The organism is Streptomyces rubellus, assembly GCF_036323805.1.
GTDB lineage: Bacteria > Actinomycetota > Actinomycetes > Streptomycetales > Streptomycetaceae > Streptomyces.
In genome coordinates this window covers 17,460-42,195 of record NZ_JAZDCX010000033.1, presented here as the reverse complement: position 1 = coordinate 42,195, position 24,736 = coordinate 17,460, and the positions used below count along the sequence as shown (strand labels likewise).

26 protein-coding genes and 3 pseudogenes are annotated in these 24,736 nt (G+C 69.8%); 13 read left to right on the top strand and 16 right to left on the bottom strand.

What is annotated here, in order from left to right; genetic code table 11:
- Nucleotides 1–133 precede the first annotated feature (133 nt).
- From V1L54_RS27415 to V1L54_RS29595, 5 genes and pseudogenes are all read left to right on the top strand, one after another.
- Nucleotides 134–436 carry a hypothetical protein gene (locus V1L54_RS27415; protein ID WP_330120842.1) on the top strand — a complete coding sequence of 101 codons (303 nt, stop codon included), beginning with the start codon at nt 134–136 and terminating at the stop codon, nt 434–436.
- A gap of 335 nt (nt 437–771) precedes the next feature.
- On the top strand, nt 772–1,017 hold the full coding sequence (locus tag V1L54_RS27410; protein ID WP_330120841.1) for a hypothetical protein: 246 nt from the start codon (nt 772–774) through the stop codon (nt 1,015–1,017).
- Nucleotides 1,014–1,589, top strand: coding sequence for an RNA polymerase sigma factor (locus tag V1L54_RS27405; RefSeq protein WP_330120840.1), 576 nt, complete (start codon nt 1,014–1,016; stop codon nt 1,587–1,589). The genes V1L54_RS27410 and V1L54_RS27405 overlap by 4 nt, the downstream gene beginning before the upstream one ends.
- The gene (locus V1L54_RS27400; protein ID WP_330120839.1) at nt 1,586–2,644 is read left to right on the top strand and encodes a hypothetical protein; all 1,059 of its coding nucleotides are present in this window, start codon (nt 1,586–1,588) and stop codon (nt 2,642–2,644) included. Before V1L54_RS27405 ends, V1L54_RS27400 begins: the two co-directional genes overlap by 4 nt.
- 84 nt (nt 2,645–2,728) lie before the next feature.
- Nucleotides 2,729–2,902, top strand: a pseudogene (locus V1L54_RS29595) (transposase); the annotation flags it as partial.
- Between the two features lie 140 nt (nt 2,903–3,042).
- Here the strand turns inward: V1L54_RS29595 and V1L54_RS29590 are convergent.
- From V1L54_RS29590 to V1L54_RS27385, 3 genes are all read right to left on the bottom strand, one after another.
- Complete coding sequence (locus V1L54_RS29590) at nt 3,043–3,225, bottom strand: hypothetical protein (RefSeq protein ID WP_443076810.1); 183 nt, start codon at nt 3,223–3,225, stop codon at nt 3,043–3,045.
- Nucleotides 3,226–3,628: 403 nt separating this feature from the next.
- Complete coding sequence (locus V1L54_RS27390) at nt 3,629–3,958, bottom strand: hypothetical protein (RefSeq protein WP_330120838.1); 330 nt, start codon at nt 3,956–3,958, stop codon at nt 3,629–3,631.
- 120 nt (nt 3,959–4,078) lie between these two features.
- Nucleotides 4,079–4,288, bottom strand: a complete 210-nt coding sequence (locus V1L54_RS27385; protein WP_330120855.1) for a hypothetical protein — start codon at nt 4,286–4,288, stop codon at nt 4,079–4,081.
- A gap of 479 nt (nt 4,289–4,767) precedes the next feature.
- Here V1L54_RS27385 and V1L54_RS27380 point away from each other — a divergent pair, with 479 nt between their 5' ends.
- Complete coding sequence (locus V1L54_RS27380) at nt 4,768–5,472, top strand: restriction endonuclease (protein WP_330120837.1); 705 nt, start codon at nt 4,768–4,770, stop codon at nt 5,470–5,472.
- 51 nt (nt 5,473–5,523) lie between these two features.
- Here the strand turns inward: V1L54_RS27380 and V1L54_RS27375 are convergent, their stop codons facing one another.
- The 5 genes and pseudogenes from V1L54_RS27375 to V1L54_RS29585 form a co-directional block, all read right to left on the bottom strand.
- A complete protein-coding gene (locus tag V1L54_RS27375; RefSeq protein WP_330120836.1) occupies nt 5,524–6,687 on the bottom strand; it encodes a protein kinase domain-containing protein in 1,164 nt (387 codons plus the stop codon).
- A gap of 145 nt (nt 6,688–6,832) precedes the next feature.
- Nucleotides 6,833–7,024 (bottom strand): hypothetical protein, encoded by a 192-nt coding sequence (locus V1L54_RS27370; RefSeq protein ID WP_330120854.1) that lies wholly within the window; start codon nt 7,022–7,024, stop codon nt 6,833–6,835.
- 50 nt (nt 7,025–7,074) lie between these two features.
- Complete coding sequence (locus V1L54_RS27365) at nt 7,075–7,350, bottom strand: hypothetical protein (RefSeq protein ID WP_330120835.1); 276 nt, start codon at nt 7,348–7,350, stop codon at nt 7,075–7,077.
- Nucleotides 7,351–7,447: 97 nt separating this feature from the next.
- Nucleotides 7,448–7,678, bottom strand: a complete 231-nt coding sequence (locus tag V1L54_RS27360) for a hypothetical protein (RefSeq protein WP_330120834.1) — start codon at nt 7,676–7,678, stop codon at nt 7,448–7,450.
- Nucleotides 7,679–7,856: 178 nt separating this feature from the next.
- Nucleotides 7,857–8,135, bottom strand: a pseudogene (locus V1L54_RS29585) (DciA family protein); the annotation flags it as partial.
- A gap of 34 nt (nt 8,136–8,169) precedes the next feature.
- Between V1L54_RS29585 and V1L54_RS27355 the strand changes: the two are divergent.
- Nucleotides 8,170–8,325 carry a hypothetical protein gene (locus V1L54_RS27355; RefSeq protein ID WP_330120833.1) on the top strand — a complete coding sequence of 52 codons (156 nt, stop codon included), beginning with the start codon at nt 8,170–8,172 and terminating at the stop codon, nt 8,323–8,325.
- Nucleotides 8,326–8,327: 2 nt separating this feature from the next.
- Nucleotides 8,328–8,528: pseudogene (locus tag V1L54_RS29580) on the top strand (IS701 family transposase); the annotation flags it as partial.
- 26 nt (nt 8,529–8,554) lie between these two features.
- Here the strand turns inward: V1L54_RS29580 and V1L54_RS27350 are convergent.
- Nucleotides 8,555–10,342, bottom strand: a complete 1,788-nt coding sequence (locus V1L54_RS27350; RefSeq protein WP_330120832.1) for a ricin-type beta-trefoil lectin domain protein — start codon at nt 10,340–10,342, stop codon at nt 8,555–8,557.
- A gap of 511 nt (nt 10,343–10,853) precedes the next feature.
- Here V1L54_RS27350 and V1L54_RS27345 point away from each other — a divergent pair.
- A complete protein-coding gene (locus V1L54_RS27345; RefSeq protein WP_330120831.1) occupies nt 10,854–12,059 on the top strand; it encodes an IS110 family RNA-guided transposase in 1,206 nt (401 codons plus the stop codon).
- A 55-nt stretch (nt 12,060–12,114) separates the two neighbouring features.
- Here V1L54_RS27345 and V1L54_RS27340 read toward each other — a convergent pair whose 3' ends face one another.
- Entirely contained in the window at nt 12,115–12,360 is a 246-nt protein-coding gene (locus V1L54_RS27340; RefSeq protein WP_330120830.1) for a hypothetical protein, read from the bottom strand.
- Between the two features lie 461 nt (nt 12,361–12,821).
- Here V1L54_RS27340 and V1L54_RS27335 point away from each other — a divergent pair, with 461 nt between their 5' ends.
- Together V1L54_RS27335 and V1L54_RS27330 are read left to right on the top strand one after the other, a co-directional pair.
- Nucleotides 12,822–14,615 (top strand): ricin-type beta-trefoil lectin domain protein, encoded by a 1,794-nt coding sequence (locus V1L54_RS27335; protein WP_330120829.1) that lies wholly within the window; start codon nt 12,822–12,824, stop codon nt 14,613–14,615.
- A gap of 459 nt (nt 14,616–15,074) precedes the next feature.
- Nucleotides 15,075–15,503: a hypothetical protein gene (locus tag V1L54_RS27330; RefSeq protein WP_330120828.1), complete on the top strand. Its 429-nt coding sequence runs from the start codon at nt 15,075–15,077 to the stop codon at nt 15,501–15,503.
- Nucleotides 15,504–16,208: 705 nt separating this feature from the next.
- Here the strand turns inward: V1L54_RS27330 and V1L54_RS27325 are convergent.
- Together V1L54_RS27325 and V1L54_RS27320 are read right to left on the bottom strand one after the other, a co-directional pair.
- A complete protein-coding gene (locus tag V1L54_RS27325) occupies nt 16,209–18,797 on the bottom strand; it encodes a hypothetical protein (RefSeq protein ID WP_330120827.1) in 2,589 nt (862 codons plus the stop codon).
- A gap of 650 nt (nt 18,798–19,447) precedes the next feature.
- On the bottom strand, nt 19,448–19,747 hold the full coding sequence (locus tag V1L54_RS27320; protein ID WP_330120826.1) for a helix-turn-helix transcriptional regulator: 300 nt from the start codon (nt 19,745–19,747) through the stop codon (nt 19,448–19,450).
- A gap of 93 nt (nt 19,748–19,840) precedes the next feature.
- Here V1L54_RS27320 and V1L54_RS27315 point away from each other — a divergent pair, with 93 nt between their 5' ends.
- Entirely contained in the window at nt 19,841–20,482 is a 642-nt protein-coding gene (locus V1L54_RS27315) for an HAD family hydrolase (protein ID WP_330120825.1), read from the top strand.
- Between the two features lie 4 nt (nt 20,483–20,486).
- A complete protein-coding gene (locus V1L54_RS27310; RefSeq protein ID WP_330120824.1) occupies nt 20,487–21,326 on the top strand; it encodes a DUF1932 domain-containing protein in 840 nt (279 codons plus the stop codon).
- 7 nt (nt 21,327–21,333) lie between these two features.
- Here the strand turns inward: V1L54_RS27310 and V1L54_RS27305 are convergent, their stop codons facing one another.
- The 4 genes from V1L54_RS27305 to V1L54_RS27290 all read right to left on the bottom strand — a co-directional run bounded on the left by V1L54_RS27305 (nt 21,334) and on the right by V1L54_RS27290 (nt 24,584).
- The gene (locus V1L54_RS27305) at nt 21,334–21,903 is read right to left on the bottom strand and encodes a phosphotransferase-like protein (protein WP_330120823.1); all 570 of its coding nucleotides are present in this window, start codon (nt 21,901–21,903) and stop codon (nt 21,334–21,336) included.
- A complete protein-coding gene (locus tag V1L54_RS27300) occupies nt 21,900–22,937 on the bottom strand; it encodes an AAA family ATPase (RefSeq protein WP_330120822.1) in 1,038 nt (345 codons plus the stop codon). Before V1L54_RS27300 ends, V1L54_RS27305 begins: the two co-directional genes overlap by 4 nt.
- A 181-nt stretch (nt 22,938–23,118) precedes the next feature.
- On the bottom strand, nt 23,119–23,688 hold the full coding sequence (locus V1L54_RS27295) for a P-loop nucleotide/nucleoside kinase family protein (protein WP_330120821.1): 570 nt from the start codon (nt 23,686–23,688) through the stop codon (nt 23,119–23,121).
- Nucleotides 23,689–23,825: 137 nt separating this feature from the next.
- Nucleotides 23,826–24,584 (bottom strand): GntR family transcriptional regulator, encoded by a 759-nt coding sequence (locus V1L54_RS27290; protein ID WP_330120820.1) that lies wholly within the window; start codon nt 24,582–24,584, stop codon nt 23,826–23,828.
- Between the last annotated feature and the right edge of the window lie 152 nt (nt 24,585–24,736).

Here is a 24,736-nt window from a genome sequence, read left to right as displayed (position 1 = left end):
GGCCCTGCCTTGCGGCTCACAGGCGTATATGACGCGGCTTCTACCTGGGGAAACGCCGCGTGAGGCTCACAGGGAGCGACTCAGTTGTTGGGAACATCCCTCCCGGACCGGCGTGCTCGGTACGGTGGCGACCATGGCGGATCAAGATGAGACGCAGGACGGGTGGGCGCGGGGACAGTGGGGTGCTGCCGAGCCGTCGCCGGGCGCACCGCCCGGCACGGTGCGGGTCGTCACCGGCACTAGGGCTCGGCAGGTGAACGAACAGGAGGCGCGCGACTTCGGCATCTCCACCGACCGGGTCTGCCTGGAGATTGAGCACGTCTTCTACGACGTCGAGGACGACGTGCTGCGGCAGACGGTCACCGTCGACTACAGCGGCCAGCCGTACGTCACCCGGCACGTGCCCGCCCCCGAAGAACTCGCGCGCCGCGAGTAGCCAGCCCTCAGTGCCTGACCCGCCGGTCACGCCGTCTGCTTCGGGCGACGCGGCTCGATCCGCTGGCCAGTCTTCTCCGCACGCGCCCGGCGCAGCGCGGCGGCTTCAGTCGCCGCGGCCTAGGGCCTGTTGTGAAAGTGCTGGTCGCAGCCACTCGTCGATGGCTGCGACCAGCTAGCCGTTGCGCGACTGGACGGGCCTGAGTTGAGACGGCGGCAGGCTGAAAGCCCGCCGGAAAAATTCCGGCCCCGCGTTCACGATCAAGGCTTCCTCCACCCCTTAGCTCATGACCGGCCAACTGGCCGCGCCCGTACGGGAAAGAAGGGGACTTCCTGGTGGACCCGGCCACGACCGTCATCGTCTCGATCGTCACCGCTAAGGCCTTCGCACTGCTGGCACTGTGGCTGCGCCTTCGCTGGCAGGCTCACCACGAACAGGACCGGCACCGCTACCTTCTCGGTGTCACCGAGAAGATAGCGGTTGGCGACCAGGTCGAACTGGACGACCAGCACCGTGACGGCCACCGCCTGCACGTGACGATCATCCGCACTCCGGTCCATGGGGAGGACCAGGCAACGTGAGCACCTACGACGCGGCAGACGGCACCGGCCGCCCAGCCACCGCACCGACAACTGCCGGCCCGCCCGGACAACGCCACAGCGCCCGGCAGCAGACGGATGACGAGTTCTCCGCCTTCTACCGCGCACACATCCGCCCCTTGGTCGCATTCCTGGTCAACCACGGTGCCGGCGTGCAGACCGCCGCGGACATCGCGCAGGAAGCCATGACCGACGCCTACCGGAACTGGACCGGCATCACTCACCCCAAGGCGTGGGTCCACAAAGCCGCCTCCCGCGCCCTCGTCCGCAAGATCGCCTCCGTCGAAGAACCCGTCGAAGAAGTACCCGAACCCACATCCCTGCTGGCCCGCCCCGATGCCATCGCGGAATGGGAGACCCGGCATGACGTGCTGCCCCTGCTGCGCAGCCTCCCGCCGAGGCAGAGCCAGGTCCTGGCCTGGACCCTGGCCGGCTTCACTCCCACCGACATCGCCGGCCACCTCGGCCTGACCGCTGAGAACGTACGCGCCAACCTCATGAAAGCCCGCCGCGCTGCCGCCGCCCACCTCAACGCACGGGAGGAGGAACAGTGACCGACCACCGAGCACACAACCACCGTGACCAGGCCGTGGACCACCGGCTCACCCACCACCAGCACGCCCTGACCAACGCGCTGGACGACATCCTCGACGCTGAAGCCGGGCTGCGCGAAATCCTCATCCACTCCCGCCACGACACCGCCGTGGACGACCTCGACACCGTCCTCGACACCGAAGCCGGACTCGCGGCCGTTCTGCCTCCCACCCCCGAACCCGCTAACCCGCCCAGCACACACGGCACCCCCCAAGACCACACAGGCGCACAGGAATTCCTCCTCCTCAGCCCTGCAGACCGCATGGCCCTGCGCAACCACCCCCGTGTTAAAGAAGCCAGCCAAGCCCGCGCCTCCGCCCTCGCCCACGCCCGAGACCTCGACCTCACCCTCGGCCGCGCCCTCGCCCTCGCCCACGACCTCACCCATGACCGCGCCCTCGCCCTCGCTCGTGACCGCGCCCTTGACCGCGCCCTCGCCCTCGCCCACGCCCTTGGCCGTGCCCGAGCCCTCGCCCTCGACCCCGCCCTCGCCCTAGACCGCGCCCGAGACCTCGCCCTAGACCGCGCCCGAGACCTCGACCTCGACCGCGCCCTCGATCTCGCCCTCGATCTCGCCCGCGCCCTCGATCTCGACTTCGATCGCGCCCAGGCCCTCGCCCACGCCCACGCCCGAGACTTCACCCACGCCCTCGTCAGGGGCTTTGACCTCGGCCGCGTCCGCGACCGCGCCCACGACCTCACCCGCATCGTCCTCGATATCCATGCTGCTGAGGTTCGCCGGGCCATCGGTCTGGCGCTCCGCCGGGAACCCCCTGAGATCGACGAGGACTCGCTGCACACGCTCCTGAATGACTTCACCACTGCCGATCTGAGCGACGCCGACCTAACTGACATGGATCTCAGCGGAGTCCACTGGTCGGAACACGGCACGCAATGGCCGCCAGCCCTCGACGTCGAAGACCTCAAGGCCCGCTCCGACGAGACCCCGCCCGGCAGCGGAACTTGGACCGTCCGTTCTGGAACCGCAACCATCCGTGACCTCGCCGGACTGTGAACCCCGCAACCCCCGGCGGAGCGCCGAGCGCGCGGGCTAGGGTCTGTTGCGAGAGTGGATCTTGTTCGTTGATGATCATGCCTCGTGGGACGTGGGGATCTGACGAACGGCCAGTGGGCCCGGCTTGAGCCGTTGCTGCCGCAGGGCATCAAGCCGGGTCAGCCGCAGGTGTGGACACGGCGGCAGCTGATAGACGGCATACGGTGGCGGACCCGGACCGGTGCTCCCTGGCGGGATGTACACGAACGTTATGGGCCGTGGGACCGGGTCTATGGCCTGTTCCGGCACTGGCAGCGGGACGGCACCTGGGCGAGGATCCTCACCCAGCTCCAGGCCGAGGCGGACGCGAAGGGTCTGATCACCTGGGATGTCAACGTCGACTCCACCGTCTGCCGGGCTCACCAGCACGCCGCTGGCGCGGCGAAAAGGAGGACCTCCAGAAGGAGCCGCCCGGCGGGGTCTTCGTCGAGCCGGCCGACCACGGCCTGGGATGGTCCCGCGGCGGACTGACCAGCAAAATCCACCTCGCGGTCGAGCAGCGGCACGCGGTCGAGTGCGGGATCAACCGGCTCAAGCGCCATCGTGCCGTCACCGCGCGGTACGACAAACTCGCGGTCCGCTACGAGGCGACTGTGCTGGTCGCAGCCATCAACGAGTGGCTGTGACCAGCACTTTCATAACAGGCCCTAGCGGCGGCGCTGTACGCGGGCCGCCTCGATCGGGGCCGGCTGCTCGTCCGGCATGTGGGTCTCCGGGAAGGCACGGGCGCGAGCGCGCGCATCGCGGCGGTCTGCCGCTCCACCGCGTCCGCGATGGCGGGGTCCACCCGGCGCGGCGGCGCCACCTCCTGGTGCGCGGCAAGCGCACGGCGGTAGCCGTCCGAGGCGGTCTTCCGCATGCGCACCGGACCGGCAGGCGCGGCTGAGGGCTCCGGGTCGGCGTCGGCCGGCTCGCGCGTCGGCACCGTGCCGGGCGCGAGGATCTTCAGGGCGCGCACCACACCGTGCGGCCGGCCGACTCGTTGGCGGCCGCGATGACGCGGGCCAGTTCCACGCCGGATGTCTCATCGCCGCTCGTGCCTGCCCCCACGGGGATGTAGCCGAGGTTCAGGTGCGCGAGGCCAGTCACCTGCTGCACCTGCTCCACCAGCCGCCCGGTGAACATGCGCCGGGCCGACGTCTCGCCGTACCGGTCGATGTGGTCGAACACCAGCTGCAGGTCCTTCATCGCGCGTACCCGCCAGTCGCGGACCTGGTCGCGGGTCAGGTCCGCGAGGACGAGCTCCTGCTCCTGGTCGACGTCGTCGACGACCACTTCCGTATCATCGCCCGCGGCCACATCGCCAGCGTCATCCTCATCGGCACCGACACCTTCACCCTGGTGCACCTGACCGTCCTGTGACAGATTGCGGGCTGCCGCGTTGCAGGGCGGTGCTCACAGGCCGGCTTGCGAGACGCCGCTCACCAGCTGGGACAGGATGTCCATGATGCCCTGCCCGACCGGGGTGGGGGCCAAGAGAACGCCCAGGGCCAGGACGATGACGACGGTCAGCTTCTCGTCGAACCGGCTCCTGGCCTCGGTGCGGCGGCGCAACCGTATGAGGACAATGACCGCGAGCAGGACCGCCACGTTGATCGTCACCAACTGCCCAACCTCCCAGATCACGGCCGCTTCGTCCTGGCGGAGCAGCCAGGCCTGCCCCAGCCCTCTTGTGTAGCCGGAGCCGGTGGGCGCTGTCCGGTGTTTGCGGGTGCTTGGCGGTAAAGCGCCCTCCTGGCCGGAACACGCGAGAACCAGAAACTACGGGTACGAGGCGCGGAGCCCCTGCCGGCGGCGCTCCGGTCCGCTCGTAGCGCTGCGGCCCCGGATAGACCGATTCTCGTCACACCAAGTACCCAAAGCCTGACGTTTTGTCAGTGGCGTGTGCTTCGATGGTTGGTTGACGCAGGAGACCAGCAACGGCCTTGGGGGGTTGAGGTGGCCGCGATGCGTGATGCCGAACGCAAAGACGGTACGGCAGCAGGCCCGTGCTCCGGCCCGGTGCCCGAAGCGGAGACGGGAGTGGCAGCCGGCATCGGCCTGCCGCTGACTTCCCCGGCCGCCCCGGTCCGCGGGAGCAGGCGGTGAGCGGGCGGCGCCCGGCGCGGCGCTCCTCCCCCCGTAAGCGGCGGCCGGCCCGCCGAAGGCAGCAGGGCAACGATCTGCTGACCGTCCTAGCCGTGGGCGCCATGGCGCTGGCGGTGGTCGGCGCGGTGGTGCGGTGGCTGCTGGAGAACTGGTGGCTGCTGATGCTCTTGGCCGCAGCGGCCGCGAGCGTCGGCGGTGCGCTGTGGCACACCCGCTCCCAGCGGGCGCGGTGGGAGCGGGTGCGCGCCCAGGGGCTGCGCTACCGGCTGGCCCAGCTCGACGCTCTGCACTACGACGCCTTCGAGTATGCGGTGCGGGACCTGATGCGCCGCGACGGCTGCGCGGATGCGCAGAAGCTGGGCGGGCGCGGCGACAACGGCTGCGACGTGCTGGCCACCGATCCGTTCGGGCGGCGCTGGGTGATTCAGTGCAAGCACCGTTCCAAGGGCCTGGCCGGGGCCGCGGTCGGCACTCCGGACCTGCAGGTCCTCAACGGCACCGGCCGCCCGGTTCACCGCGGGGACGTGGTGGTGCTGGTGACCAACGGCCGGTTCTCCGCCCCGGCCCGCGACTTCGGGAAGCAGCAGCAGCTGCACCTGGTCGACCGCAAGCTCCTGGGGCAGTGGGCGGCCGGCTCCCGCCCGCTGTGGGAACTGCTGGACCGCATCCCACCACCCAGACGGGCCACACCCCGCTCCTGAACCCTCCGTCAGCGCCCCGGGCCCCACACCTGATCGGGCCCGGAACGCCGGTCAGTCCTGGACGTGCACGGTGACGTAGAGGTCTCCGGGCGCACCACCGTGCTTGCCGGGGCCGCCGAGCTCGCGGATCCGGATCTGCTGTCTGTCCTTGAGACCGGCAGGGATGCGGACCCTGTAGGTGCGTTGCTCGCGGATAACCTGGCCCTCCCCCTCGCAGGTGGTGCAGGCCCGCGCCGCCTTCTCGTCTTCCCTGGTGGCGCAGGCGGGACAGGCCTTGTGGGCGGTGATGCGCAGGGGGATGATCGCGCCGTCTGCGGCTTCCGCCTGGCTGAGGACCACCTCGCTGGCGATGTTCGGGCCGCGGCTGGGCGGTGTATCGCCGAAGTGACGGTCGTGGATCTCCTCGAGGAGGCCGTAAACCTCGTCGGCGCTGTCCGGACGCTGGGCCGGGTCCTTGGCCAGGAGGCGGCTGACCAACCGCTCCAGCTCCCCGGGAGCGTCCGGGCGCAGGGTGCGCAGCGGCGCGGGCTGTTCGTTGAGGTGCTGGTTGATCAGGTGCCAGGACGTGCCGGTGAAGGGCCGCTGCCCGGCGACCATCTCGTAGAGCACGCAGCCGAGCGAGTACAGGTCGGAGTGGTGGTCGAAGGTGCCGGACAGCGCTTCGGGAGCCATGTAGGCCGGGGTGCCGATCAGGACGCCAGTAGTGGTGATGTCGTGCCGTTTGTCGCTGCCCTTGGTGATGCCGAAGTCGACGACCGTCGCCTTGCCGCTGGAGCGGACGATGATGTTGGACGGCTTGACGTCCCGGTGGGTCAGGCCCGCCTCGTGCGCGGCGTCCAGGGCGTCGGCGACGCAGGCGGCCGTGTACAGGGTCTTCGGCAGAGGCAGTCGTCTGTCTTCCAGGACGGCGCTGAGCGGTTTGCCGGGCAGCAGCTGCATCACCAGGTAGGCGTACAGCGGCCCGTTGTGCAGCGCGGAGCCGAAGTCGTGCACGGTGACGATGTGCGGGTGGGACAGGCCGCCGGCGACCGCGGCCTCGCGGGCGAACCGGGCCACCTGCCGGTCGCTGTCCGCGTTGCCGTCGCCGGTGAGGACCTTGACCGCCACCAGCCGGTCGACCTTGGGATCGTGTGCCTTCCAGACCTGCCCGAACCCGCCCGTACCGAGCTGCTCGATCAGTCGGTAGCGGCCATCCAGCACGGTCCCTGCCTGCACGACTCCCCCTCTTCGGTACGCGCCGCGACGCCTGGTGTACCAGACGTGTGCCCGTCACGCTACGCCCGCACAACCACCGGTGGCAGAAGGCCGCGGAGGGTCTTCTGCCACCGGCCGGGCGGGATGGCACTTGCTGCCGGAGCTTTCAGATGTAGACGACGCGGACGACGGTGACGGTCAGCACCGCGTCGCTGACGTAGAAGCGGACCACCACCGAGCCGACGGTGGCCTCGCGTCGGCTTTCATCGCCCTTGACCGGGGTGGAGCCGTGCCCGTAGGGGTCGGCGGCCATGCGCTGCATCCCGGCGTCGAAGGCCGCCCGCAGCGCATGGGGCATGGAACGGCGGGCCTGGTCGGCCGGCGGGGCGTACTGGAGGCGGTAGCGGCTCACGCCACTTGAGAGCCCGGGGAGCCGGCGTCGGTGGCGCCGACGTCCTCGCCGCGGGCCAGGCGCTCGAACAGTGCCTCGTCCTCGTCGTCGGCGCCAGTGCCGGCCAGCGCCCAGCGCACCAGGGTGGCGGGCAGCTCGGCCGCGGGGACGTGCTCGATCTCGCGGTCGAACTGTTCGGCCTGCTCAGGGTCCATGGCGGCGCGGACGGCGGCGATGGTGCCCGGCAGCTCCACGAGCTTCCCGCCGATGACGGTCTTCATGGTGGCGTCCACAGCTCGGCCCTCCTTCCTGCCCCGTACGGTACGCCTGCCCAGGCCGCCGGTGCGGGGATTCACCGCGAACCGACCCTGGCAACCCGACCCCACCAGATCACGCGGTGCGGCCCAGCCGGTGCGGAACGTTGGCATCGATGAGCCCGGCGCGTTCGACCGCCAGGCGGCGCAGGGCACGGGTCCGGCTGGTCTCGACCGACGCCGTCGTGCGGCGGGCTCGGTTGTGCGGCTGCTCCATGGCGGCTTGGCCGTCGGCGAAGGCGGCGGCGCGCTGCTCCAGCAGGGCTCTGGTCTGTCGCTCTGCTGCGGCCGCGATGGCCGGGACCACCCGGCGCTCGGGCCGGGCGGCCTGGTAGACGGCCCGCGCGGCGCGGTAGCCGGCCGACGCCTCTCGTGCTTCTGCCGGGTCCTCGGGCGGTGCCGCTGTCGCCGGGGCCGGGGTGGGCCGCGGTGTCGTCCGCGCGGGGTGCCGGGATCGCCGTGCCGGGCGGCAGGACCCGGACGGCGCAGACCGCCTCGGTGCTGGCTGCTTCGTTGGCCGCGGCGATGATGCGGGAGGTGATCAGCCTCAGCTGGGTGGCCCAGGCGGGGGAGTCCGGGCGCAGGTCCAGCCGCCCGGTCTCCGTATGGAAGGTGACGGCCTGGACGTGGTCGGGCAGGTGCGGTGCGACGGCGGCCGCGATGTCCGGCCACTGGTTCAGCACTGTGCCTGGGGTACAGGGTCTCCTGCCGGTGTGGTGCGCGGGTGGTTGCCGTAGGGTCGGCTGTCTGGGGGCCGGCCGCATGGTGGGTCCGTCACGGAAAGACCAGGGGCGAGCAATGCAGATACGCATGCCCGCGGCTTCGCCTGATGACGGTGAGCCGCGTCTGAGGCGCGTGCCGTCGGCCGTGGAAGAGGAGGTGAGGATGGCGGCGGTGCGCCGCTACGACATGCTCGATGCCCCGCCTGATGGCGCGTTCGACCGGGCCGGGTGATCGCCGCGCGGCACCACCCGGCCCGCAGCAGCGACCCGATCTCCCTGACCGTCCCGGAGGTCCGCCACCTACTCGCCGTCGTGTTCCACCCACCAGCCATGACCGCAGCCCGACTGCTGCACTGGTCCGCCTGGCGCAGACAGCATCAGGCAACAGCCCGACGCAGCCACTACAGATGGCGCCTCGGCGAACCTGCTGGATAGGCACCGAAACCGCACTGGAGTATTAGTTAGGCTGCGGGGTTGACGAAGTGCCATTGCTGGGTCCAGACGTCGCCCAAACAGCGGTAGATCTCCAGGTTTGTACCCTTGTCCATTCGCGCCTTGGGATCGTCCAGGCAGAGTCCGGACTGTGGGTTCTTCAATTCGTTATCGGCTGTGTGGGTCCACTGCTGTCCGCCGGAGCCATTGCAGTCCCACAGTTGCAACCTTGCGTGATTCCGAAAATTGTTATCGACGATGTCCAGGCACTTTCCCCATACGCGCAATGTGTTGTCTGAATGCAGCGTCCACAGTTGACCCGCTGTTTGGCCGGAATAGTCGCAGTCCCACAATTGGACGACGTCACCGTTTTGACCCTTATTGGTGTCGTTGTCGACGCACATCGTGGTTCCGTTGTCAGGGTTGGTAACGGTGATGAGGCCGAAGGCGGATTCAGTGAGCGGCTTGCTGGACGCTGTGTTCGCCGGGGTCTCAGGCGGTTCCACCAGAGGCTTTCCGGATGCTTCGGCCGGGCCTTTGGGCTTCTCGGCGCTGCCACGCTTGTCGGCGGTGGAACTGCCCGGTGCGCTGGCGGCGCTGCCACGCTTGTCGGCGGTGGAACTGCCCGGTGCGCTGGCGGTGCTGCTGGGCTGGGCGCTGCCGGTGCTGCTGCCGAGTGAGGCGTTGGCGTCGGTGTCGTGCAGGGACCGGATTACGAAGGGGGCGGCCAGGCCGGCAACGGCGAGGGCCAGTCCGGCAAGGGCGATCTTGTGGCGGGCCTTGAACCTGCGGCCTGGCGCGCCGGGGCTGCGGGTGGGGCCGTTGTTGCTGGTAGCGGGGTTGTCGGGAGTTGTCCTGGATAATTCCGTGGTTGTCCGGAGCGGAGCTGAGAGGGGCGCCGCGTCTGGAGTGTCGGGGGCCGGGGTGTGCTTGGCGACGACGGTTCCGGGGATGGTGCGGGAGTTGTCGTCCTGTGCGCGGGGTTCGAGGCCGGCCTGCTCCACTACCTCGGACAGCAGCACGCCGCGGTGGGCGCGGTCGGTGCTGATGAGGTCGAGTTGCTCGTCCATCCCGCGGTCGATCTCCTCGTCCGACATGGAGGGCTCGGGAGCATACCGCGGCAGCAGCGTGGGCTCGGCGTCGATCGGGGCCGGATCGGCTGCCGTCTGCTGAAGCCGGCTGATGTCCTCCAGGGCCTCCTGCCGCTCGCGCAGCAGCACCGCCTGGGCCTGCTCGGCGGTGAAGCGGTCGCTTCGCGCACGCTCCAGTTCGACCTGGACCCGTGCGAGCCGCAACTGGGCCTGCTCCAGACGCTGCGCGCTCTCGGCGCGTTCCTTGTCGTGGAGGTGCTCCACCTCGCGGGTGAGTCTCGCGACCTTCCTCTCCTGCCAGCCAGAGAACTGCAAGAGCATGAGGATGACGCGTTCGCTGCGTGCCGCCACCGTTTGGGCCTTGACCAGGGCCTGAGTGGTCTCGTCGAGTCGGCGGTGGAGGCTGACCAGCTCTGTGCCGAGGCTGTCCTGCGGGGGAGCGGTGCCCTCGGCGGCGGCCTTCCACAGCTTGTTCGCCTCGACCAGGACGCGGTCGCTCCAGCTGTCGGACCGTGTACGGCGCAGTTCGTGCAGCACCTCGCCGAGCACCGGCTTGGGGATCAGCTTGCCCCCATTGAGGTATTCCGCCCACATCGACCGGCTACCGGAAAAGCGCTTCGCGACCTTGTCGACGGTATCGAGCCCAAGTCTGCCGGTGAGCTCGACCAAGTACCGGGCCAGAGCATTCTGCGCGTCGGTTCCCTTGTACTTGCGCTCCCGCCCCACGGCTCCCCCCACACATGGTTGTCCGGCTTAGTCCAGGCCTTTGTCCTGCTCTTGCGCCGCTCACCTGCATTCTACGGCAGCAGGCTGACGGACAATCAGAACACTCCTCACACTGGGTGTCCAAGTGCTCGCCACGAGCGGAGAAGGACGTGACCCGGGGACGCCTTCTTCTTGGGCGTGGGTGACGGTTGCTGCTGGTACGGCAGCTCGATGTTGCCACGGCGGCTTGTGGCGCTCGGCGATGCCCTGAGCGATCGGTCCGGGGCCAAGAAGAGAGGACGGATCCTTACCTTCTTGGTGGGCTCGTCCTGGTCCTTCGTACGATCGGGAGACCCAGGGGCCCGGGTGTGGCTCAAAAAGCTCATGCCGCTCGTGTGGCTTTCAGTGATTGGCCGCCCGGTGCCCCGCGACGACACGGCCGCTCATTGGGATGCGCGAACTTGATCGCTCCGTAAGGACACGTCGGCGAGGTCGTCTGCAGGGCCAACACCGAGACGGCAGGGGAGGCACGATGCCCAAGCTGTGGGCGGGGGTAGACGCGGGCAAGGCCGAGCACCATTGCACGGTGATCGGCACGGATGGCGCGAAGGTGCTGTCGCGGCGGATCGCCAACAGCGAACCCGAGCTGCTGGACCTGGTCCGTGACGTGCTGACACTGGCCGGCGGGGAGGAGGTGGTCTGGGCGGTCGACCTGAATGCCGGCGGGGCCACGTTGCTGATCACCCTGCTGCTCGGTCACGGCCAGCACCTGCTCTACCTTCCCGGCCGCACCGTCCACCACGCCTCGGGCGCCTACCGCGGCGACGGGAAGACGGATGCGAAGGACGCCTTCGTCATCGCCGACCAAGCGAGGATGCGCCGCGACCTGCAGCCGCTGCAGGAGTGGGACGAGATCGCTGTGGACCTGCGGATCCTCACCGCCCGCCGATACGACCTGACCGCCGACCGCACCCGCACCATCAACCGGCTGCGCGCCCAGCTGCTGGAGTACTTTCCCGCCCTGGAGCGCGCCTTTGACTACGCCACCTCCAAGGCCGCCCTCACCCTGCTGACCGGCTACCAGACCCCGGCCGCCCTGCGCCGCATCGGCCAATCCCGCCTGGCCACCTGGTTGAAGAACCGCAAGGTGCGCAACGCCGACGCGGTTGCCGCCACCGCGCTCGAGGCCGCGCACGCCCAGCACACCGCCGTCCCTGGCGAACGGACGGCCGCTGCCATGGTGCGCGTCCTCGCGAAGGAGCTGTTGGCCCTGGGCGAGGAGATCGAGCGGACCGACGCGTTGATCGCGGTCCGCTTCCGCGAGCATCGCCATGCCGAGGTGATCACCAGCATGCCCGGCATCGGCACCCTGCTCGGCGCCGAGTTCATCGTCTGCGCCGGCGGCGACCTGGATGCCTTCGGCACCTCGGGGCGCCTCGCCGGGGTCGCTGGCCTGGCCCCGGTCCCCAAGGACTCCGGCCGCATCAGCGGCAACCTGCGCCGGCCCCGCCGCTACCACCGCCGCCTGTTGCGCGTGTTCTATCTCTCCGCCCAGGTCGCCGCCCGTTGCTGCCCGACGTCGAAGGCTTTCTACCAGCGCAAACGAGCCGAGGGAAAGACTCACCGGCAGGCCGTCCTGGCTCTCGCCCGACGCCGCCTCGATGTGCTGTGGGCCCTCATTCGCGACCAGCGCACCTTCACCGCCGAGCCACCCCGACGCGACCTCGCGACGGCATGACCCGCCCCGCCCTGCCCGACCAGCGACCTTGACAACCACCATTGGGAATCACTGATCAGCCCCTCGCGCCAGTGCTCCGGGCGCCTGCGGCGTACTTCCATGAAGACCTGTCCCAGCAGGTCCTTGGGATCAGCTTCGCACCGTTGAGGTACTCCGCCCACGTCGATCGACTTGCCGCTCGGGGGAAGCGCTCAGCGACCTTCGCCGTGGTGTCGAGGCCGATGCTTTCGGCGACGTCGACCAGAAAGCGCGCCATGGCCTGCTGAGCGGCCGTGCCCTTGAACTCGCGCTTGCGCCCCATCGCTCCCGCCCGCGGTTGTCCGGCTCTGTCCAGGCTTTTGTCCAGCCCTCACGCCGCTCACCTGCACTTTACTCCGGCGCCCTGACGGTCAATCACATCGCGGCACATGCTGAGTCCGAACGTACCCCTTGGAGCCGTTCGGCACCGGGGCGGATGTGAGAGGACGGATCACTGATGAGACACACCAGCCAGAACGCGCGAAAGTGCCGGCGCGTCGGCTGGCGAGGAAGTCCCGGATGTCGGAGCGGTCGTCGCCGCGGTCGGTGGGTCGGAGGGCCATGTCCTCCACGGCAGCGGCGGACCGGCGGGGAGGGAGGTTGAGCTTGTCCCCCCCCCGATAAACCGAACCTTCTCCTACATGGGCGCAGTGCACCGATGTGCCCGCGACGTGGCGACGGCACGCACGGACACGCGTGCCGGAACGCCACACGAATTCGTCCACGACACGGAAACGAGGATTCATGCACTTGGCAACCGCACCACGACGCCGCCGGACCAGGGCGGCCCGGCTGCTGCTTCTCGGCGCGCTGCTGGCCCTGCTGGTGACGGGGCTGCCCGGCTCCTCGCCGACCGCCCAGGCGGCGCCCGGGGACCGCGTCACCGCCCAGTGGAACATGCACGGCCAGTTCCAGGGCACCGAGGGGGAACGCGGCTCCCGGGAGTCGCGCTGGCGGAACGCGGTGCCGGAGTGGCTGCGCCACGCGGACGTCCTCGCCCTCCAGGAAGCGGGGACCGCGCCGCCGGACCGGGCGGTCTGGAACGAGCGCAGGTTCGTGGGAAGGGGCGTCACCGAGCACACCCTTCAACTCGGCGGGCCCGATAGCCCGGACCTGGTGAACATCTACTGGGGGGACGTGGGCCAGCAGCGCAACGGACTGGCCATCGTCACCCGGGAGACCGCCACCGACGTCGTACAGCTCGCCGTGCACCACGACACCCTTGAGGCCCGGCCCATTATCGGCATCCAGCTCGGTAACGACTGGTACTTCACCGGCCACGCCCGCGCGCTGGGGGAGGGCAGGGACAACGACGCCGCTGCGATGTACGAGACCGCCCGGCAGGAGATGCGGCGACGCGGCGTCCCCGACCAGAACTGGCATTTCCTGGCCGACTTCAACACGCATCCCGCCCGGATGCCCGCCAGCTTGCAGGACCGTGTCGTCGCGGTGGGGGAGCCCACCCATCAGGGCGGCGCGGAACTCGACTTCACCATGGAGGGGGCACCCGCCAACCACAGCCACCGCGCCCAGCGGCAGTGGATCAACTCCGACCACTTCGGACTGCTGATGGACTATCAGGGGTGCCGCAAGCGCGATCTGGCGTGCGAGGCCCCGCTGCCCGGACACACCTACCGCTTCTTCGCGGATCACACCCCCGACTCGGCCATCACCCGCGCCCGTACCCGCACCGGCGAGCCCGCGCTGCGGCACTACCGGCCCGGCCGCGACGCGAACGATCCCGACTACCTGGTGCAGCTCCGCTACAGCATGCAGCCAGGCGAGTACCTGCTCGCCTACGGCGGGGACGGGAACGCCTGCATCGAGCGGGTCGGCAATGACGCGGTGGTCGGGGCCTGCGACCCGGAGAACGAGGAGCAGCACTGGAAGCTGGACGGCAGCAGGCAAATCCAGGACCCGGATCACACGGTCTACCTCCAGCCGGGCGGCACGGGTCTCATTGTCCGCGGCTACCACTACGCATGGCAGGCCAGGCCACTGGAGTACGAACCGCCGCACGACATCCTCAAGCGAGAGGACGCGGCGCAACCCGAGCAGCCGGAACCCGGCCGGGCGGACGACGCGGACGCGGAGTTGGAGACGGAGGAGGACACCAGCACCGACGTCGGTGAAAGCAACGACGCCCCGGCGGGAGCCCGCACCGGGGGCCACCCCCCGGTGTGGTACGTGGACATGGCGACGGGCAGGTGCCTCGACAGCAACGCGGCCGGTGAGGTCTACACGTTGGGCTGCAACGGCGGCGATCCCCAACGCTGGGGAGCGCAGGTGAACAGTACCGGCGGGGTGGAACTGAAGAACGTCGCCACGGACTTGTGCCTGGACAGCAACACCGACGGTCACGTCTACACGCTGGGCTGCAACGGCGGCGCCAACCAACGCTGGCAGGTACGGGACACCGGCGGCCAGGCAGTGGAGTGGAAGAACACGGCCACGGGGTTGTGCCTGGACAGCAACGCCGACGGTGACGTCTACGCAGGGGGATGCAACCAGGGCGACAACCAACGCTGGGGACCCTGACACCCCGCACCGCTCTCCCTGACGAGCGTCGGCCGTACGGGGCGCAGTGCGGCTTGGGGCTGCTCGACCTGCCGCCACCGAAGCCCGTTCACCTGGCGCTGCCTCCTAGAGGGGGTCGCTGCGGCCGAGGGCCGGCCAAGGCCGGGCGCAAGGCCGGCGGCAGGGATACCCACGGGCGGCACGCACACCGGCCGAGACAGGGCCAGCCGAACCAGTTGGCGCCGTGGGCGGCGGTGGACGAAAAGCACACCTTGGGGATCCCGATGAGGCGGCCCGGCTTCCCGAGGCCGGGCCGCCCCGGATCGAGCAGGCTCTGACGAACCGGAAATCTGGGCAGGCAATGAATTGCCCGGGTGCCCAACGTAGGCGGTCGGCACGCATGGATGGGCGTGCTGATGAGGCCCATACCTGTATGTGCCCTCCGTTCTCTGTAAGATCGAATGAAGGAAGCGAAGTGACATGTCGGATGCGCTGATTCTCCTGTCTACTACATGGATCGTGGGAGCAACCATCACCGGGACCTGCGTACGGTATTGCGTACTCGCGTGGCGTCTGTGGCGAACCGGGGTGAGCACAACGGGAATCGTCATCGACAACCTGCGGACTGAGAGCGATTCGGGAGTGAAGTACCGCCCCGTCATCCAGTACTGCGACCAGCAGGGAAACCTGCTGAAATCCACGCCTTTCGTAGGCACTGACAATAAAAGGCCAGTAGGGGAAAGGATGCAAGTTCTCTATTTCATCCACAAGCCGAAGATCATGTATCCGCACAACGGAATCGCTCTGGTCATGACACTGCTGTCGAACTGGCTCCTGATGGTCGTTGGAGTGAATTTCCTGGTCGTCGCGGTTGTGGCTTCGCTGGACATCCTTCTCGCGGGGAGCTGACGGTCCGGCTCTCCCTTCTGCGTTCCAGACCGCGAGCCGCCGCCAGCATCGACGAAGCCGTGAGCGCCCACCACACCACCGCCCCCGAACCCGGCTGAGCCCCGCCTCCAACCAGGCACACGGGTGCGGCGTACCGGCGGCCGCCGGGAGGTACCGGTGACAGGCGCGTCCACGGTGGTGGAGCCGCCCGCGTCAACAGCGGCCGTGGTTTCGATGGCGTCGACGGTGATGGGGTAGGTCGGCAGGACCGTGTCCGTGCCGGTGATGACCAGCAGCCGGCCGAGACGCGCAGGGCGCGCACGCTCGCTCCGGGCACCTTCGCGTTGGCCGCCGCGATCAGCTTCGGCACGATCCAGCGCACCTTGGTGCCGTACGCGGGAGCATCGGGAACGAGGTCCAGGCGGCCGGTGTCCGCGTCGAACTTCACCACCTGGATGTGCCCGGCAAACTCGGGCGCGACGGCGACGAGGATGGCCTCCCACTGAGCCAGGACGCTGCCGCCAGCGGCCGGGGCGACCACGCCGCGCTCGGTCATCATCATCGTGATCGCCGCACCCAGCCCCAGCAACTCATGGCCGTCCCGCCGCAGAACCGTGCCGGTGCGCCGCTTCGACTTCGTCGTACAGCCGGTGCCGTTCTTCTTCGTCGCCTCCCGGGCCGCAACCAGGGCCTGGCGCGCGAGGTCGACACCGCTCAGCTCGGTCGTCACGCGATCACCGCTCCGGTTGCCTTGCCATCCAGCGGGCGCGCGGCGAGTTCGGGCAGCCGATCGGTCCACGGCGCGGCTGCGGCCTGCTCGGCGCGCGCCGTCAGCTGCTCGCGCAGCTGCTCCAGCCGCACCGTGAGCAGGTACTCGGCCGTGCGCTCCCGGGCCGCGTCGGCGGCCTTCGCCGCCGCCGCGACGGCGTCCGCACCACTCGGGTTGTGGTCATACCAGCGGCGTCCCTGCTCGGTCTTGTACGCCCGGCAGGCCTCGGTCTCGGCCTCCTCGGTCCGGCCCAGCATCGCCAGCGCATTGCGCCGGTACTCCGCCAGGAGCTGCTCGGCGGTGTGGAGCGCGCCGTAGGCGAGCACGGACGCGGTGCCCACCGGGTCGGCCTCCTGGTCGGCCGGGTCCATGGCTCGCAGGTAGGTGGCGCGGACGTCGGCGATCTCGCGCTCCATCGCCGCCCGAACCTCGGTGGTGACGGCCGCGACGTCGGCCGGGTCGGTCAGATCGGCCGACCAGGTCGCCGCGACCAGCCCGGCCTCCACGATCGCCGCCTCGGTCCGGCGCCGGAAGCCACACGCCTCGCACAGCCCGGCCGCCCGGTCCTGCCCGCAGTCCTCGCACGGCAGGGCCTGGCGCACCGCGTCGGCGGCGGCCGCAGCCTCACGTTCGCGTTCCGCCTGCTCCTGGGCAGCCGCACGGGCGGCATCGCGGCGGGCCTGCTCCGCGCGGGTCTGCTCACGGCGCCGCACGAGGTCCTCCGCCTCGATGGCGGCCTGCTCGCGCAGCCGGTCCTCGAGGACGCGCTGGCGCTCGCGGTCGGTGAGGCCGGGCAGCTGCCGGTCGATCTCGGCAGCGATCCGGGCGCGGCGGGCCCGCCGGAGGTGGAGCATGTTGCCGCAGCTCTCGCACTCAGCCCCGGTGTCCAGCCGGATCCCGTCGTCGCACCGCCGGTCCGTGCACGCCTGGCGCTGCATCAGGCCCCGCCGGATCAGCCACGGATACGGGCGGTCGACCAGGGCCTCGCCGCCGGTCTCCGCCAGGCGGTCGACCAGCCGGTCGGCCAGCAGCCGCGGCGCGGCACCCTGCTGTGCCAGCAAGCCCTCCAGGCGGGCCAGCTCCGTCTTCGCGGCCGCCTCCACCTGGTTCTGCTGCCAGCCGTTCAGCCGCTCCCACAGCCCCGCCACCGGCCCCAGAGCAACCCGCAGACCAAGAGCAACCGGAAGGGTCACCCTCCGCTGCCGCTGCGCCTTTTCCCAGCCCACGGCCTTCGGCCGGGCACCGGCCCCAGCCCCGGCAGCACGCTGCCCGTCACGCTCATCGACCGGGGACTCCTTGGGCTTTTTCCCGCGTAGCGGGCCGCCCTCAGCCACCGGCGACCCGCTCCTGGCAGCGGCGCTCTCGCCGTCAACGGCCTGGTCCTCGCGCCCGCACGCGCGGTCCGGCAGACCACGGTTCCCACCACGGCCTTCGCCGGAAAAGCCACAAGAGAGAACGGGGGAAGAGACAGGAGTAACCAGGGGAGGGTGGTCAGTGTGAAGGGCTGCCGCAACGTCGGGCTCTGCAACATCCGCCTCATCCGTCACCAGCACGCCGCTGACCTGCGATTCCGTCGCCGTCTCCGGCGCCTGACCCGGCCCTGCCGCAACGTCGGGGTCTGAAAACTCAGGCTCCGGGCCCTCCGCACGGTCCTCCTGGACGTCGTCGGCGGCCGTGCGGCCGTGCGCGGCGGCGACCGCCGGCACCATCAGCCGCGACCGGTGCGCCAGCCCGGAGCCCGTCTTCAGACGCACCCGCAGCACCAGCTCCCGGTCCTCCAAGCGCTCCAGCACCCGCTCCCCCGCCGACGCCGAGCAGCCCAGCAGCCGGGCCACCGTCGCCGCCGCGCGGCCGCGCTTGGTGTCCACCGAGCCGCCGCACTGCCGCACCCGGCCCGTCTCCCGCGCCTCCAGCACCAGCAGCAGCAGCGCCAGCCGATCCGTCGCCGCGCCGCGGCCCGTACGGTCCCCCAGCAGCCCGGCCGGAGTCACCCGACCGTCCCGGTGCGTCCAGCCCGGCGCCATCACGGCCTCCAGCAGCCGCAGCAGCGTCGCGAACTCCTTGCGCGACAGCCCCAGCGGATGCCCGATGACCTTCCGCGCCCGCCACAGTGGCAGCACCGTGCACCGCAGCCCGCCGTCCTGGCCGTACTCGCCTTCCGCCGTCTCTACCGTGACCACACCGGAGCGGCGCAGGCCCGGAACTACCTCGGAAGCGACGTAGGACTTGGACAGCCCCAGCCACCGGCCCAGCTCACCTGCACGGATCTCCACCACTCCCGACTCCGACGGCGTCCGCGACGCCAGCACCACCACGGCCAGCCGCACCGCATCCGAGACACCGTCCAAGCCGGCCACGTCCAGCAGCGCCCGCACCGCGCCACCCAGCCGGGCACGAGCATCCCGCCCCAGCGCCAGCGGATGCCCCGGACTCCGTACCGGCGCCGGACCGGCCTGCGCAGGCACCGCCCAAAGCCGCGGCCGCCGCTGCCCCGGCACCCGCACCTGCGTCTTCACCGCTGCGGCGACCGCCGCCCCGGCACTCATCGGCCCACCACAGCAACAACGCCACAGATCACCGGGCGAGCACCACCCGAACGGCCTGTGGACACCCCGGTGGCGTGACGAGCGGGCAGCCCGAGGGCCGGAGCCGGGGTGTGCGGTGCGGCACACTCCGGACTACGACTTACCGGGCAAACCATAAAGAAATGGGATACCGGTCCCGTCGGACGGGAAGATCGCCCTGCGCGAACCGGGGTGATTTGGACATCACCAGGCTGACATGGGGACACCAGATCGGGCACTATGACGAAGACGCCTTTCATCAGGCGGCCGCGCCCCGCCCGCTACGCGGGAAGGGTCGGCCAATGGATGTGAGGTTGTTGGCCCGCTCCGGTCAGGAGCGGGTGGCCGTGCGAAGGACCAGGGGCGACTCCGTTCTTCTCTGGTGGTTCGTGTCGGTGCAGCGGCCGTTGTCAGCGGCCGTGTTGTGCAAGGCCCTTGTCAGGGGCCGGCCCGCTTGTCAGGCGGGGTAGTGCAGTGGAGTGGAACGGCTCGATGAGCCGAGGCTCAGGACCGGGTGTCAACCGGAACTGAGCAGTCGACCGGGAGGTCAACCCGGTCGGCGCGAAGGGCCGCGCGAGGCCGAAGCGGATTGTCAGTCCGCCTTTCGGCGCGCGCGGCCGGTGGCGGTTACGTCACCCCGACCCCCTTGATTCCGAGGCTGGCGTCGGCATGCCCGAATCCGGGTCGGCGGCCTCCGGGAATCGCTCGGCAAGCCTCTTGAGCAGGTGCACGTAGGCCTTGCGGTGTGGTCGCCGTGGATGGGTCTGGCCAAGCTCCCACCGGGCCACGGCGAGGCGCTTCACCCCCACGGCCTCCGCGACCTCCTGCTGGGTAAGCCCTGCGGCCAGGCGCAGCTGCTGCCGCACATGCGGCGGCGGCAGAACGTCGTCCAGCAGAGCATCGACCCGCTGCAAGGGGTCCGCGTTGGCCATGGCCCAACCTCTCATGATCACTGACTTTCTGAAAGATACACCATGGGATCGATCTTGGGTGTTGGGTACCGATGCGCCGATAAGGTCGTGTGCATGCTGGCCCTCTTCGATCTGGACGGCACGCTGGTCGATCGGCGGGCGGCGTTCGGCGACGCCGTGGCTGATCTCTGCCGTGCGCACGCCTTCGGCCCGGCCGTCGAACGGTGGCTGCTCACCGAGCTGGCTGATCGCGCGAACCCCGATGACTTCGCCCGACTCCGCACGGCCTTCGACCTGGAGGAGCCCGCCGCAGAACTCTGGCAGGAGTACGTCGGCCTGATGGCGGCCGCCGTCACCTGCCGGCCAGCTGTCCTTGAGGGCCTGGCCCGCCTTCGGGCAGCGGCCTGGACGGTCGGCGTCATCACCAACGGGGCTGCGGATATCCAGCGCGCCAAACTCACCACGACCGGCATCGCCGAGCTGGTCGACGGCATCGCGGTCTCCGGCGACCTGGAGATCCGTAAGCCGGACCGGCGACTCTTCGAACTCGCGGCCGCCCGTTGCGGCCTGGACCTCTCCGACGGCGGCTGGATGATCGGCGACAACCCGGCGGGCGACATCGGCGGTGGCCATCAGGCAGGACTGCGCACCATCTGGCTGCGCGGACGCCCCTGGCCGGACGGCCTTCGCGCCGCGCACCACATCGTCGACGACGTCACCGACGCCATCACCATCCTGCTCAACGAGACGGAGTAGCACCGTGGACCAGCCCACCGTCGGCATCCTCCACCCCGGAAGCATGGGCGCCGCCGTCGCCGTCTGCGCCGCGACCAACGCGGCCGAGGTCCTGTGGTGCGAGGCCGGGCGCAGCTCCGCCTCCGCGGCGCGCGCCGCCCAGTTCTGCCTGACGCCCGTCGCCGAGCTGGCAGAGCTGCTGGACCGCAGCGACATCGTCATCAGCCTCTGCCCGCCGGCCGCCGCCGAGGACCTGGCCCACGACGTCGCAGGGCACCACTTCACGGGGGTGTACGTGGAGGCGAACGCGATCAACCCCGAGCGGGCGCAGCGCATCGCCGCGCTGCTCGAGCCGGAAGCGACCGTCGTGGACGGCGGCGTCGTGGGTTCCCCTCCGGTCGGCGGCAAGACACCGACCCTGTACCTGTCGGGCGCGGTCGCCGCGACTACGCGGATTGAGGCCCTCTTCGCGGGCACCGCTACCCGGACGGCAGTGCTGGGCACGAAGGTCGGGAAGGCGTCCGCGCTGAAGCTGGCGTACGCGAGCTTCCAGAAGACGTCGCGGGTCCTGGTGGCACTCGCGATCGGAATGGCGCGCGAGCACGGCGTCGACCAGGAGCTCATCGAGGTCGCCTCGAAGCGCACCGACTCGTACCTCTCCGAGCCGCAGTACGTCGCCAAGACCGCCGCCCGCGCCTGGCGCTGGGGCCCGGAGCTGGAGGAAGCCGCCGATGCGCTCGCGGCCGCCGGCCTGCCGCCGGAGACGTTGCGTGCGGCCGCGTCCACGCTGGCACGGTGGAACGAGGCCAAGGACGACGGTGAACTCACACTCACCGACGCCCTGGACCAACTCGCCCAGCCGTAGCCCGCGCTCACGCCGTCGCTGCTCCCGCCCGCTGCGCCAGCAGCTGGTCGATGCGCCGCGCCGCGTCCTGCGGCGACGCGGCCGTGGTGTCCACGGTCAGGTTCCAGACCGCGCTCGGGTGCGCGTCCAGATCCTCGCGGGTCGCGTCCCACGCCGCCAGCCGCGCCGCGGTGTCGCGGTCGCCGCGGCCCGCCGATCGCTCCGCGGTCGCCTCGCGAGGGCACCACAGCAGCACCACCGACCAGTCCGCCGGGTAGCCGTCGACCAGGGCCCGGATGCCGTCGACCTGCCCGAGGTGCACCACCGGCACCCCGGCCGCGAACGCGGCGTCCAGCCCCGGTCTGTCCAGCACGTACGTATTGCCGTACCGGCTGTTCGCGTAGACGACGTCGCCCGCGGCCTCCAGCTCGCGCAGCTGCTCCACCGTGCCCATCCGGTAGCCGGTCGACTTGCCCGTCCCTACCTTGAGCCGGGCGAACTGGCGGTAGTACGGGCGCAGTTCGGTAAGCGCCGCGGTGACGGTGTCCTTGCCCGCTGCCGGTGGGCCGTACAGGATCACACCCTGCCGTCCGGTCATGCGTACATCGCTCCCATCGCCTGCCGGGCCTGGTCGGCGAGTGTCACCGCGGTTCCCAGCCGGTTGTCGACGACCAGGTGCGGCACGGCCGGGCGCAGATCCAGGTCGATGGTCGCCATGTACTCATCCCATCGGGCGAGCTTCCAGGCGTCCCGGGCCGCCGACCGGAAGGTGATGTATTCGCGCATCGACTCCTCATCGCAGCGCACCCACACCGGGAAGACGTCGACGCCCATGGACGCGGCCCGGTTCGACAGTCGCTGCATCCAGTCCGGGTCGGTCATCTCCGAGATGAACGGCGCCGAAAGCACTGTACTGATCCCGCACTTGATGTTGGCCATGGCCGACTGCATGAGGCAGTCGTACTCCACCGACCGGACACGCTCCCGGTAGAGCTCCGTGTGCCGGTCGTTCGGGTCGCCGCCCAGAGCCACCAGGAGCCGTTCCACCAGCGGCCGGGTCAGCGGGTCTTTGTCGAGCAGCGGCCACCCGGTGAGCTGGACAAAGAAGCGAGCGAGCTCCGTCTTCCCGGAACCGGCGAACCCGCCCACCAGAATCAGGACCGGGCGGTGCGGGTCACCGCCGGTGTGCCGGCGCTTCCACGCGTCGATGATCCGCTGCTGCAGAGCCAAGTGGCCAGCGTCCTCAGTGCCCGGCGAGATGCGGTGGACCGCTCGCTCAACGGCCAGGACGTGTGCACCGTTGAGGTGGTCGTCCATCGGCGTGAGAGTGAAGGATGTCTCCTCACCTGGCAGAGCGGCACGGAAGCCGAGGTCGGGCTCCGTCGCGCGGTAGAGGAGGCAGTAGGCGCGGCGGTAGTGCGGGCCCGGGTAGACCTCGCCCTGCTCGTGCTGCCACAACGTCTGCGGATTTGCGGCAGGGATTCCCTTGAGTTTTGCCTGCTCAGCAACTTCACGGAGACGTTCGCCGGCCTTCTCCAAAGTCAGGCCGTGAGCCTCTCGCTGCTCACGTAGTCGGTCCGGCCTCCACCCCGCTCGATGCTTCCCCACCGTCGTCCCCTCGGTCGTCGTCATGGCCCGTGAGCCTAGGCCGCAGCCGCTAAATCCCATGTGTACGTACATGTTGAAAACCCGTGAATGCCGATGCGTATGAGCTTCGACAAGGCGCTGTGATGTTGCGATCCGGCTCCTGCGGATGTGATGGCCCTCACAAGACCGCTGACAAGCGCCTGGTGTAGCGCGTGGGAGGTAGAAGTCAATGCCGACCGCCATCCGTGGAGGGGCGTGCACGACGAAGATCCGCCAGCACGCTCTCCGGGTGACCGTCGTACACGATGTGCGGTTCATCATCGGTCGGCGGGGTGAAGCGGCCCGCATGCCTGAGCAGATCTTCCTCGCTGAACTCGATGCTGTTTGCGTCGACCAGCGATTGCTCGTTGCGCTTCCGGATCCGGTCCCAGCGCACCTCGTGCGGCACTGGCAAGTAGATGAGGACGGGCTCGCCGCCGGCCTCTCTCACGGTCGCTGCCCACTGGGCACGCTCTTCCGGAGTCCAGAAGCCGTGGTCGACCACGGCGTCGTGTCCAACCGCCAGGAGTTCCTGGAGCTCAAGGGCGATGTCCTTGAGCACGGGTGCCTCCCTGATCCTGAACTGCCCGCGGGGAAAGTCCCTGCCGTAGTGGCCGTAACGGCGGAACATCTCCTCGTCAGGGCAGAGGCGCCGAAACCCGGCCTCTTCCAGGGCGCGGGCGAGGGTCGTTTTGCCGGAGCCCTGGAGACCGGACATGAGGATCGCGCGAGGCGCGGGGCCCGGTCGGCCGGACAATGCGGCGGAGATGCGCGTGATCTTGGATCATCCTTCCAGCGTGAGGGTGTCGGTGTGCTCGGCTCGAAGGAGCTGGGCGAGGCGAGCTTCGAGGCAGAAGACGAGCGTGTCGTCCAGCACGGCGACTTCGTACCTGGTCAGCGCTGCACCTCTGACGTCGTGCGACGGGTGCGGCCCGGGGCACCCAAGTCCACGCCGTACTCCAACAGCTCCCCGTCGGCATCCAGGAAGCGCGCGGTCAGCACAAGGATCGCCGCGACGGTGTCAGCCTCCAGCTCCAAAAGCTCGAGGTCGTGTGCTGTCGCGATGCGAGCCGTCTCCTCATCCACACGCTTCACGACGTGCCGCCCGGTAGCCCGAGCGATCAAGTCGAGCGACAACCCGCCCCTGAGGCGCTCACTCCGCGCCAACTCGGGAACGGCCTGGGCGAACTCCGCTGGGATCCATGACGTGGAGTGGGAGACGATGCCATGACCGTCCCGGTAAACACGGCTACGGCGAATCACGTCGTCGCCCGCCGGAATGCCCAGCACGTCAGCGACGTCTTCGGGGGCTTCGACTATGCCGGCGGTGTGGCCGGACGACTTCTCGCCGACGCCCCACGACGACTGCGTCTTGCTGCTGCGGTCGTGGCGCTCCGCCCCGGAGGACAGCGAGATGGGGCGCGCCATCACCTCGGTGCCGACGCCCGGGATGCCCCGCACGAGCTTCTCTTCACGCAGCAGCCGCATGGCCCGGTCCGCAGTGGCTGTGCTGACCTTCCACTCATTTGCCAGCGTCTTGATGCTGGGCAGGAGATCGCCCGGCGAGAGCTCCCCAGAGCTGATCAAGTCGCGGTAGTGGCCCGCGATGCGCGCATACGGCGGTCGGTTGTCGGCTCGGGGTGGCCCTGACATGTGCCTCTCCGCCTCCTTCGAATTGTCTCTGGGTGCCTCACTATACCGCTTGACACATCAGGTTACCTGAGGCAGCCTGATGTATGTAAGGCATCGGTGATCCTCTGGGAGCACCGAGTAAGCACCACCGCAAAACAGCAGGAGTCACTGCC